Source organism: Agrobacterium sp. AGB01 (assembly GCF_014851585.1).
Classification (GTDB): Bacteria; Pseudomonadota; Alphaproteobacteria; order Rhizobiales; family Rhizobiaceae; genus Agrobacterium.
In genome coordinates this window covers 35,818-47,986 of sequence record NZ_JACVAB010000002.1, presented here as the reverse complement: position 1 = coordinate 47,986, position 12,169 = coordinate 35,818, and the positions used below count along the sequence as shown (strand labels likewise).

9 protein-coding genes are annotated in these 12,169 nt (G+C 53.5%); all 9 read left to right on the top strand.

Annotation, left to right across the window (positions count from 1 at the left end):
* The first annotated feature begins 68 nt into the window (after positions 1-68).
* On the top strand, positions 69-2,090 hold the full coding sequence (locus tag IB237_RS07035; RefSeq protein ID WP_192488822.1) for a hypothetical protein: 2,022 nt from the start codon (positions 69-71) through the stop codon (positions 2,088-2,090).
* A gap of 23 nt (positions 2,091-2,113) precedes the next feature.
* Positions 2,114-4,354, top strand: a complete 2,241-nt coding sequence (locus IB237_RS07030; protein WP_192487945.1) for a type I secretion system permease/ATPase — start codon at positions 2,114-2,116, stop codon at positions 4,352-4,354.
* The gene (locus IB237_RS07025; protein ID WP_192487944.1) at positions 4,351-5,712 is read left to right on the top strand and encodes an HlyD family type I secretion periplasmic adaptor subunit; all 1,362 of its coding nucleotides are present in this window, start codon (positions 4,351-4,353) and stop codon (positions 5,710-5,712) included. Before IB237_RS07030 ends, IB237_RS07025 begins: the two co-directional genes overlap by 4 nt.
* 55 nt (positions 5,713-5,767) lie before the next feature.
* On the top strand, positions 5,768-6,259 hold the full coding sequence (locus tag IB237_RS07020) for a hypothetical protein (protein ID WP_192487943.1): 492 nt from the start codon (positions 5,768-5,770) through the stop codon (positions 6,257-6,259).
* Between the two features lie 82 nt (positions 6,260-6,341).
* Positions 6,342-6,773 (top strand): N-acetyltransferase, encoded by a 432-nt coding sequence (locus IB237_RS07015; RefSeq protein ID WP_192487942.1) that lies wholly within the window; start codon positions 6,342-6,344, stop codon positions 6,771-6,773.
* 146 nt (positions 6,774-6,919) lie between these two features.
* Complete coding sequence (locus tag IB237_RS07010; protein ID WP_192487941.1) at positions 6,920-8,533, top strand: GNAT family N-acetyltransferase; 1,614 nt, start codon at positions 6,920-6,922, stop codon at positions 8,531-8,533.
* Positions 8,534-8,982: 449 nt separating this feature from the next.
* Positions 8,983-10,215, top strand: coding sequence for a glycine betaine/L-proline ABC transporter ATP-binding protein ProV (gene proV, locus IB237_RS07005; protein WP_192487940.1), 1,233 nt, complete (start codon positions 8,983-8,985; stop codon positions 10,213-10,215).
* A gap of 124 nt (positions 10,216-10,339) precedes the next feature.
* Positions 10,340-11,224: an ABC transporter permease gene (locus IB237_RS07000; RefSeq protein WP_371815259.1), complete on the top strand. Its 885-nt coding sequence runs from the start codon at positions 10,340-10,342 to the stop codon at positions 11,222-11,224.
* 60 nt (positions 11,225-11,284) lie between these two features.
* Positions 11,285-12,160 carry a glycine betaine ABC transporter substrate-binding protein gene (locus IB237_RS06995; RefSeq protein WP_192487938.1) on the top strand — a complete coding sequence of 292 codons (876 nt, stop codon included), beginning with the start codon at positions 11,285-11,287 and terminating at the stop codon, positions 12,158-12,160.
* The last annotated feature ends 9 nt before the right edge of the window (positions 12,161-12,169 follow it).

Genomic DNA, 12,169 nt, shown 5'->3' with positions numbered 1-12,169 from the left:
CCCCTGAAGTGACCAGCCTGCGATTTCTGTTCGTGATGCCGCTCTAAAAGGAGGGGTTCACCATGTATGTGTATGACGACAAAATTTCGGAAATGATCGCGCACTTCATCGGCCTCTTCGAGACCGAAACCGACGAAGCACGCATGCGCCAGAAATTTCTCGACGGCAGAAGCACCCCGGACAAAGATCCTGCCCTGCAGACAGAGGAAACACAGGATCGGGATTTCGATTCCCGGCTTGCCTTGCAGGACTATGCACCCGGCGTCAATTATCACGCTCCCTATTATGACTGGAATTACCTCGGCTACAGGCCAGCCGGAGATTTCAACGACGCTCTCGACCGTCTGCACGCCGGTCATGCTCTCGGGTTGAGCGCACCGCGCATGCACCATCCAGGGGTCGGGCCGTTTCCGCAAGAACAGGAACTCGTCATCCACGGCGGCCCTGGCTCCATCATCGCGCACACCGCGCAGGTCAATCTGCTGCAGGACGATGACTATCTGAATATGACTGACGGTGTGAACATTCCACGCGACACGACCTTTGTCACTGCACGCATGATGGAGTTTTACGACAAGGCCGAGGGTTATGTCCCGTTCTCGGGCTTCACCCGCACGGATGAATACGCAAAACTGCAAGACATTGCCAAGGATGTCCATGACTACGTCGACAACGCCCGCGAAAATGACATTGCCTCCCTAAACACCGGCGCAGAAGTCGATTTCGTTTTGGCTGCCCAGCAAATTAATGGTGTCTACATCAATGGCACGCTGTCCGCAGAGGCACCCGATGTCAATGATTTCATGCCTGAGCGCGGAATCGCCAAACCTGCTGAAGAACCAGAAAAAAGTGACGTTTCACTGGAAAGCGACTCAGCACATATCAATAGTGTGGATATTGCAGCGAGCGCCAATATCGTCGCCAATATTACAACTCTAACCAATACCGGCGTGATGGCTCCAGTCATGGCCGTAATGGGCGATTACCATCAGATCGATGCGATAACCCAAGCCTTTGTCTATAGCGACCGCGACGAAATAGACAGCGCACTCACAACTTCAGAAAACCATTCTGCAACTGCGGCATACAATATCGCGACATTCGAAAGAGGCGCGTACGAATACTCGACGAACCCTTCTGCCGTTGATGAGCATGGAGACTTGGTATTCCCAACCGCCTGGCGCGTCAGCGTTGTTGATGGCGATGTCTGCTTTGTGAACTGGCTGGAACAATATCAGTTCATTTCCGACAACGACACGATGACCATCACGACCACCGGCTCCGAGGTCAGTGTTCTGACAGGCGGTAATGCCGCCATCAATCTGTTTTCGTTCCTGGGCATGAGCACGCAGTTCGATCTCATCATTGTTGGCGGCAATTTGCTTGACATGAGCATCATCAGCCAGATCGCCGTACTCTACGATAATGACTGGGTGCGCGCCGCGGCCGATTTGGGCGGCACCAATGGTGCCGTTGTTCAATCCGGCAACAACCTTATCTGGAACCAGGCATCCATCCACAATATTGGCAGCAACGATCGTTTCGAGGCAATGCCGGACCACATTGGCAAAGCGGTTGACGCCATCAATGAGCGCGATCCAAACCTTCCTGATGGCTTTGCGACCGACCCGACCTTTGCGGGCTACGCGGGACTGAATGTCCTCTACATCACGGGCAACCTCTTCGACGTCAACATCATCAAACAGGTTAGCATTCTAGGAGATTCCGACGATGTGACCCAGGCCATATCCAAGGTTCTTGAGAACAATCACGATGCGACCGTGACTATCGACACCGGAAGCAATGCCATCGTCAACATCGCCCAGATTGTTGACTACGACAGTTTCGGTTCCACAACCTACCTGGCAGGTAACCTCTATTCAGATGCGATCCTGATTCAAGGCGGCATCATCGAACATGATACCTCTCAGCCAACGCCCGTTGGAAGCGGCCTCGCAAACGAGGTCATAGCATTTCTCCATGATGACAACCCTGCGGTGGACGATACCGACGGCGTTATCAACGCCGGTCACGACCTGTCCTGGTCGTCGGCACATCCAGTCGACGTCATGCAATCCGTCGTCGCGTAAATAGCATTCCGAAGGAGAAGCAGATGAACCAGTTTTCGCGTAATCTAACTGCCGACGGAAAGGCAAAAACCGAAGACGAGGTAACCGAGGCATGCATTTCAGCCATCAATGATGCCGTTGAAAAATTTCGCACCCTGTCCCAACCCGTTGAAGAGGTAAGAAGCAATGAAAGGGTGGAGCTTACCGCTCCACCACCGGTCGAACCGACCCGGCCAACAACAACAATTTCCGCTCCAGAAGTGCCAGTCGCACCAACGCCTCACCCCATGCCGCAGGAAACTGCACGTATAGCCCCTGAAGAACAGGTTCCTCCGCAACGGCCCATCGACCGTGAAACAAGCGAGCCAGAACCACAGTTGAAATCAGCACCAGAGGTTCCAGCCTTCACCAAAACAATCGATAGCAATGTCGGCCCTGTACGTGACAATGAACGCCGCGTGGCGACCGGCGGTGGCGGCAATGGCAAGGACCCGGAATTTCGTGGCGGTGGCGGCGGTGGTGGCGGCGGCGACAATACCGGCTTCCACAAACGCAGCGAACCGGTGAATTTTGCGGTCAGCCTGGCGAAGGGCATTGCGGCAATCCGGCGCAACATGATCATCGTGATGTTGTTCACAATCGCCATAAATGTACTGCTGCTTGCCATTCCTCTTTATCTTTTTCAAATTTCCGACCGCGTTTTGACCAGCCGCTCAATGGATACGCTGATCATGCTGTCCGTCGCAGTCCTTGGCGCGGTTCTGTTGCAGGCGTTCCTCGATTCCATTCGCCGCTTCATCCTGATGCGCACGGCGGTTGAACTTGAGGTACGTCTGGGCGCCCCAATTCTTAGCGCCGCCGCGCGCGCATCGATGCATGGTAATGGCAAGGACTACCAGATTTTGCAGGACCTGCAGCAACTGCGGTCCTTTATCACCTCGGGCACGCTGATTGCGTTTCTCGACGCGCCATTGATGCCGTTTTTTGTTGTGGTCGTATATCTGGTGCATCCGCATCTGGGCATCATCATCATGGTCTGTTGTGCGGTGCTTTTTCTGATCGCATGGCTGAACCAGAAGTTCACAGCCCGCCAGTTTGCCGAAGCAAATGTCTATCTTAGCCGCGCCAACTTCCATCTCGACTCCATGTCGCGCAATTCGCAGATCATCAACGCCTTGGCGATGATCCCGGAAGCTGTGAAAATGTGGGGGCGTGAGACAGCCGGTTCGCTGCAGTCACATGTTGCAGCACAGGATCGTAACATCATCTTTTCCGGCATATCCAAAGCCTGCCGAATGATCACACAGATCACCTTGCTCGGCTGGGGGGCCCATCTGTCCCTGACCGATCAGTTGACAGGCGGCATGGTCATTGCTGCGTCGATCATTTCCGGCCGCGCGCTGGCACCAATTGAAGGTGCTATCGAAGGTTGGCACCAGTTCAACAAGTCGGCCACGGCCTACGGACGCATCAAGGCGCTGCTGTTGAATTCACCGCTTAATTTCCCACGCCTGCGCTTGCCCAATCCTGAAGGGCGACTGGATGTAGAACGCCTGCTGTTTGTGCCACCACCACAGAAGAAGGTTATTCTCAACGGCATTTCCTTTTCTCTGCAAAAGGGTGAATCGCTTGCCATCATCGGCAATTCCGGTTCCGGCAAAACAACCCTTGGCAAGATGCTGGTCGGCTCGATCATGCCAACCTCAGGCAATGTGCGCCTCGACCTCATGGATCTGCGCAATTGGGACCAGCGGCAGTTCGGAGAAAGCATTGGCTATCTGCCACAGGACGTGCAGCTCTTCCCCGGCACCATAAAGGCTAACATCTGCCGCATGCGTGACGATGTCGAGGATCGCCAGATTTTCGAGGCCGCGGTGCTGGCGGATGTGCACGAATTGATCGCCGGTTTCCCGCAAGGATACGAAACCGTCGTGGCGGCCGATGGCGCACCACTCTCCGGCGGCCAGAAACAACGTATCGCCCTTGCCCGCGCTTTCTTCGGAGATCCGAAATTCGTGGTGCTGGATGAGCCAAATTCAAACCTTGATACGCAAGGCGAGGCTGCACTGGCAAAAGCCATTATCCACGCAAAGAAACAGGGCATCACAACGGTCACGATTACCCAGCGCCCTGCTCTTCTGCAATGCGTTGACAAGATCATGGTCCTGAAAGACGGCACCGTGGCGATGTTTGGCGAACGGATGGACGTCCTGAAAGCGCTGTCGCGCGGCAACAAAAGCGAACAAAATGGCCCTGCTCCACGCATTGAGGGAGAACGCAAATGACTTTCCGGAAAAAAGGCAAAAAGCAGGATATAAAAGAACAAGGCCAGCTTGAATGGTATAGCGAGGTGCCACGCTCGATACGTTTGCACAGCGTTGTTGGTCTGGCCGTGCTTTTCACCGCATTTGGCGGCTTTGGCTACTGGGCGGGAACCGCACCGCTGGCATCTGCCATCATCGCGCAAGGCAGTTTTGTTGCCACCGGCAACAATAAGATCATCCAACACCTGGAAGGCGGCATTATCAAGGATGTCGGCGTCAGTGAAGGTGATGTGGTGCATGAGGGAGATGTACTCCTCACCCTCGACAAAACCGCTGCTCTTTCGAACGAACGCATGCTGAAGCTACGCCAACTGCGACTTGAAACGATCGTCACCAGACTGCGTGCCGAGGCGCAAGGCGAGAAAACTTTCAAAGTGCCGGATATCGTTTTGAAAGAAGCTGCCGACCCGGATATCAATGCGATCATTCAAAGCCAGAACGTTGTATTTCACAGCAAACAGATCAAGCTAGAAGAACAACTGAACCTTATTGAAAAGAATATCAAATCTCTTGAATTCCGTTACGAGGGGTACAAGGGCCAAAAGGATTCATTTGATCGTCAGCTATCTTTGCTGACGCAGGAACGAGATTCAAAGGTGCGCCTCGCCAAGGAGGGCGTCATCCGCAAAACCGATATGCTGGCGCTGGAACGGGCCATAGCAGATGCTATGGGCGATATCGCCCGGCTGAGTGGCGAGATGAACCAGAGCGAGGCAGAGATTGCCAAGTTCCGGCAAGAAGCAATCATCGCGATCAACTCCAACAAACAGGCAGCACTGGACGCATTGGAAACGGCCGAATCCGACCTCGACAGTATTCGCCAACAGCTGCACGAAGCGGCCGAAGTGCTTGACCGTACCATTATCCGCTCACCGGTGACCGGCACAGTCATACGTTCCTATTACCACACCGCAGGTGGCGTTATTACCACCGGCAAACCGATCATGGAAATCCTGCCAGCGGGTGTTCCGCTGATCCTTGAGGCACAGGTGCTACGCACCTCCATTGACCAGTTGCATGAAGGTCAGACAGCGGCGATCCGCTTGTCTTCCCTCAATCGCAGAACCACACCCGTGCTGCATGGCAAAGTGTTTTACGTATCAGCCGACAGTATCGAAGAAAGCAGCGGTCTTTCGACCAAGGATGTCTACATTGTGCGTGTCCGCATTCCCGATGAGGAAATTGCCCGCGTCAATGGCTTTCATCCGGTTCCCGGCATGCCGGCGGATGTGTTGATCCAGACATCTGAGCGTACCTTCTTCGAGTATCTGACGAAACCGATTTCAGACAGCATGTCACGCGCCTTCAAGGAACGTTGATGATCGTCAGACGGAAGCATATGATCGTGCTGTCATGCCAGATGGGAGGACCACAATGGCAGCAATGTCAGATGTTCTGTTACGTGTCGGACGTTTGAATTACGTCTGGACCAATACGGAAAGCCTGCTGATCTACATCATCGCTCATCTGCTTCGCGTTGAAAAAGAAGCAGCCATTGTGGTGTTTCTGACACTTAATACAACGCGCGCCCGCATCGATCTCATCGAGCGACTTGCCAAGCTTTCCGCAACGCCTGCGGCCGAGCGGAAGGCCATTCTCGGCATGATGTCACGGTTGAAGTCTGAATCCAAAATGCGCAACAAATACAATCACTGCATTTATTCGTTTGACGAAAACGGCGAGATTTCCAGCACTCAACTGATGCGTCTGTTCGACGATGACAAGGAAGTCCGCTACGGCAAGGTTGAGCAGATGGACCAGAAGGAGTTGGACTCCCTTGAAAAATCGATCGGCGCGATAGTCGAACTCAGCAAGACCATCTGGAATTTCATTCACGCCAGCCCTCATGTGTCAGGCGAGTTGTAAAGCCATCTCAAGCCTCCCACTCATATTGACAAGCGAAAAGCAGGCGCTCTTATACGGGGAAAATTCAAAGGATAATTTCCCCATGAGCCTGCCCATCATCGACATCGTTACCGAAAACCCGACCGAGCAGGATTGTGCAGCAATCATCGCACCGTTGCGCCAGTTTAACCGGGCAAACCGCGGTATGATTGAGGATAAGCCGGACTTTGCCGTGCTGGTACGTGACCCTGGCACTCGTGAGGTACTGGGCGGCCTTTACGGCACTGACAGCTACGGTTGGGCTTTTGTGAAATACCTCGTCGTTCCCGAACAGTTCCGTGGCCAGAAACTCGGCTCACACCTGATTGAAGAAGCCGAAAAAATTGCTCGAGACCGTGGTTATATCGGCATATGGCTGGATACTTTCGAGTTTCAGGCCAAACCGTTTTACGAAAAGATGGGCTACACCGTATTTGGTGAACTGGAAGGCGCACCAAATGCCATCGGCCGTTACTTCCTCAAGAAAAAATTCTGATCATTTGGCCACGTCTTTTCGGTGACATGGGCGTGAGCCTAATCCCTATTGATGGCCGATTTTCACCCATAGGGAATATTTGAAGCCGAATAATTCCCAATACAATGAACACTCCCGACAGAGGTAAATCGTAACGGGAGGGGACCATGCGCATCGATGTAATCGATACGGATCAGGCGTTTGACGATGTGCGTGAGAATTGGGATCGCGTTTTCATGAGCGACCCATACGCACAGCATTTCCTGTCTTGGGTGTGGTTGAAACGCTATCTTTTCCGCCGCAAGCGCTGGTTTATTCTGGCCCTGCGCGAAAAGGCAGAAGGTTCACCCTACGTCGCCTTTTTCCCCCTGCGAATCGTCACGATCCTCAACGAAAAGACCGGTCGTTTTTATGATGAAATGATCATGGCCGGGAATTTTGCCGCTGACTATACCGGGTTCCTCACCGTGGCAGAATATGAGCAACATGCCGTTGAGGGTTTCTGTTCCTATATTCGCCAGCAGAACTGGACGAACCTGAAAATAGAATATTTTTATGGCCCTCCGGGACGCCGTGAAGCGATGATACGGGCACTACAAGGGCCGGAAGTCATGTTCCGGGACAGCACGCCCAAGAGCCTGAATGACATCGACAATTGCGTGTGCCCAGGCGTACCGTTGCCGGACACTTTTGACGCCTATCTCGATAGTCGTATGAGCAGCCAGTCACGACAGAAATTACGGCGCTTCCTGCGCAAAGTGGAGAGCGACGCGGACTGGCAAATCACCTTTGCAACCCCGCAAACCATCAAACGCGACATTACAATCCTATTCGACCTGTGGCGCATAAAGTGGGCGCCTTTCAAGGGCAAGGAGCGCACCGAAAGGTTGATCGCGGGATCACGCGAAATGCTGATGGATTGTTTTGTCGACGGCAATCTGGATGTGCCGGTCCTGTGGTATCAGGGCAAACCATTAGGAGCACTTGCCAATATTGTCGACCGGCAAAAAATGGCCGTCCTGTTTTACGTCACGGGACGAGATGAAAACTGGAAAACTCCCTCCCCGGGTTTTGTCCTGCACGGCTACTGCATCCGCCGGGCAATTGATAATGGCTTCCGCTATTATGACTTCCTGCGTGGCAACGAGCCCTACAAATATATGTTCGGACCGGATGAACGCCAGATAAGCTGCACGTTGTTTCGCTCCCGCACCGGGGAAAATCTCGGCGGCACCTTACATCCTCGTAGCATTCGCTTCGTCTATGAAAAGGCGCTGCAATTGTACAAGGAGGGCAAGAAGGGCAATGCCGAGGTTGCCTTCAAACAGGTTGTCGACGCCGCACCGCAACATTATGGCGCGCGTTTCGGGCTGGCCAATCTGCTGTTTGAAAAAGGAAAACTCCCGCAGGCGGAAGATGCCTTTTCCGCTCTCGCCAGGCAGGTCGATAGTCCGGTTCCTGTGCTGATGCGGCTGGGTGAAACACAGCTTGCGCTGCATCACTACGAAGAAGCATCGGCAACGTTCCAGAAAGTCACCAAACTGTCGCCATTTAACCGCGAGGCGCTCTACAAACGTGGCGTTGCACTGACCGCATCTGGAAAGACAGTCGAAGCACTGGAGGTATTCTCGACGCTTAGGGGATATTATTCGGATAATCCTGTCCATCGGGAATACACCGAAAAAGCCAAGTTGGCCTTTGACCGATTGATGGGAAGTCTGGGAATTGGCCTGTCGAAATTGCCACCCGTTCCGGCGACGCCAAGACTGCTTCATTCCTGATCCAAGCCAGCGCAGAAAGCGCCCTGAAAAGCCGTTATTTTCCAGGGGGTGTGGAACAAAAAGCGCGTGCGCAGATTATCGTTCCAACAACCTTAAGCGAGAAGACATTTTTGAGCTACTTTCAACCTGAAATAAGGCAATTTTAGCAATGGATTTCCAAAAATTTGATTTTTTGGTAGACAATTCAAGTTAATTGAATTATATGATGAGCACACTTCATCGCGGAAGCACCGTAATTATCAATATTACTGCGTGCAACATGGCCGCTAAATTCGCGTGCGTGACTTTGTTATTGAACAAGTTGCACGATAAAAAATCCATAATGTTCGGGTGAAACCGGACAACCAATAATAACGCAAGAAAGACTACGTATAAGGATATTTATTCTTTGGCGTTACAGTCTTCAACTCAAGGAGAATGCCTGCGCTATTGAGCGCGGCTCATATTGTATGGCTTTGACAACTGAAAATGAGACGTCTGTGCAGCAGCACTCGACCAAGATCAGTCTGAAAAACATCTACAAGGTTTTTGGTGACCATCCCGAGAAAGCCTTGAAAATGCTCCGGTCAGGGCAGAAAAAATCCGAAATTCACAAGGCGACGGGCTGTTCGATCGGTGTCAATGACGCCAGTTTCGACATCCGCTCTGGCGAAATCTTCGTCATCATGGGCCTGTCGGGCTCTGGAAAATCCACTCTCCTGCGCCTTCTCAACCGGTTGATCGAACCGACATCCGGTTCGATCGAAATCGATGGACGCGATATTACCGGCATGTCGCAGCGTGACCTGATTGACGTGCGCAGACGCGACATCAGTATGGTATTCCAGTCCTTTGCCCTGCTTCCCAATCGCACAGTGCTGAACAATGCCGCCTTCGGTCTTGAAGTGGCAGGCGTTGGTGAAACAGAGCGCAATGAAAAAGCCATGGCCGCCCTCGCTGCCGTTGGTCTTGCCGGTTATGAAAACAGCCGTCCCGATCAGCTTTCCGGTGGTATGAAGCAGCGTGTTGGTCTGGCCCGCGCTCTTGCCAGTGAACCCACAATTCTATTGATGGACGAGGCGTTTTCGGCACTCGACCCGCTGATCCGCACAGAAATGCAGGACGAACTTGTCAGGCTTCAGTCTGAACACAGCCGCACGATTGTGTTCGTCAGCCACGACCTCGACGAAGCCATGCGCATCGGCGACCGTATCTGCATCATGGAAAACGGCAATGTGGTGCAGGTTGGTACGCCGGACGAAATCGTTCTCAACCCAGCCAATGATTATGTGCGTTCGTTCTTCCGCAACGTGGATGTCTCGCACGTCTTCAAGGCTGGCGATATTGCCCGCAAGACGCAGGTCACCATCATCGAACGGCAGGGCGTTTCAGCCGCCGCGGCGCTGGAGCGCATGAAGAGCTTTGACCGCGAATACGCGATCATTCTCGGCCGCGACAAAACCTACCATGGCATGGTCAGCCAGACCTCCGTTGTGGAAAAGGTCAAGGCTGGCGCGAGCGATCCCTACCGCAACGCCTTCCTTCCAGAAGCCGAGGCGATTGCCGCATCCGAACCCCTGTCCAATGTGATGAGCAAGGTTGCAGGCAGCCCATGGCCTGTGCCTGTCGTCGATGACAGCAACCGCTACCTGGGCTCAATCAGCAAGTCCACACTGCTGGAAACGCTTGACCGCACCAACTGATGACCATCGCAACCCCATGTCCTGACAAGCTGCGCTTTAAGGACATGCCGCCTTTTACTCCGGCGATTGCGGATGGAACAGCTCACCCCGTTCTTCGTCGTCGCCACAACAATTGGACCCTCTCATGAATTTCGATATCGGAGACGGTATAGACATTGCCGTCAATTACATTCTGGATAACTTTTCCCCTGCACTGGATTTCATCGCCGCAGCAATCGGTTTTGTAACCAGCGGCATTCAGGACAGTTTGCTGGCCATTCCCATGCCACTTGGCATCGCCATTTTTGTCGCGCTGGCTCTCTGGCGCGTCGGTGCAGGTTTTGCGGTTTTCACGGCCCTGTCGCTTTATCTCGTCAACCATATGCAACTGTGGTCGGCAATGATGGAGACCCTGTCGCTGGTGCTGGCATCGACCATCATCGCCATGGTGCTTGGCCTGCCGATGGGCATTGCCATGGCACGCAATGACAAGGTTGCCGCGGTTGCCCGTCCAACGCTGGACCTCATGCAGACGATGCCTGCCTTCGTTTATCTTATTCCCGCTGCCATGTTCTTCGGTCTCGGCGCGGTACCGGGCACCATAGCCACCGTCATTTTCTCTATGCCACCGGTCGTTCGCCTGACCAATCTGGGTATTCGCCAAGTGCATGCAGAATTTATCGAAGCAGGTCTCGCCTTTGGCTGCACACCCTCGCAGCTGTTGCTCAAGGTACAGTTGCCGAACGCCATGCCTTCCATCATGGCCGGCATCAACCAGACGATCATGCTGTCGCTTTCCATGGTGGTCATTGCTTCGATGATTGGCGCAGGCGGCATCGGCAATACCGTGTTGACAGGCATTCAGCGCCTAGATGTTGGCACCGGTTTTGAAGGTGGCATCGCCGTCGTCATTCTTGCTGTCATCCTGGACCGCATCACCCAAAGCCTTGGCAAGGAACGCCCTGCCTTCTGGCGTGTGCTGTTTCACAAGAACGCCCGCGAACCACAACTGGTCACTGCCACCAACTAACTTTTCCCCCATAAGCGGGCTCAAACCCGCCCCATGCGAACCTTCAAAAAAGGAGCACATATGTTCAAGACAATCGCAACCCTTGGCCTTGCAGCCATGATGTTTGGCAGCACGGCGACACTTTCCGTCGCGCAGGATGCCAAGCCAGTCAAAATCGGCTGGGCAGCATGGTCGGATGCCGAGTTTGTTACCAAACTTGCCGCCAAGGTCATCACAGATAAGTTGGGCACCAAGGTTGAACTGGTGCAGACAGATGTTGCACCGCTCTATCAGGGTGTCAGCCGTGGTGACATTGACGCCATGATGATGGCGTGGCTGCCGCAGACCCATGCGGATTATTATGACAAGGTCAAAGACAAGGTTGAGACCCTTGGCACCGTTTACGAAGGTGCAAAGCTCGGATGGGTCGTTCCCGACTACATTCCGGAAGATGCCATCGCCTCGATCGAAGATCTGGCCAAGGATGACGTGAAAAAACAGCTGGCCAACACCGTTCAGGGCATTGATCCTGGCGCGGGCCTGACACGTCTGTCCGAACAGGCACTGAAAGACTACGCCTTGAGCGACTACAAGCTGCAGATTTCCAGTGAAGCCGGCATGCTGACCACTGTCGACCGCGCCATGCGGTCTGAAAAATGGTTTGTCGCCACCTCGTGGAGCCCACACTGGATGTTTGGCAAATACAAGCTGCGCTACATCGCCGATCCTAAAAACTCGCTTGGCGAAGCAGAACATGTCGACATTCTGGCGCGTAAAGGCCTAAAGGAAGAAAACCCTAAGGTCGCTGAGTTCCTGTCACGCATGAAGCTGCCGATTGCCGATCTGGAAGCCGCGATGTTCAACGCTCAGGAAACATCCTACGACGAGGCCGTTGCCAAATACATTGAAGATCATCCCGATCAGATCGCCGCATGGGTCGGTGAAGAAAAAGGCTGATAATTTTAC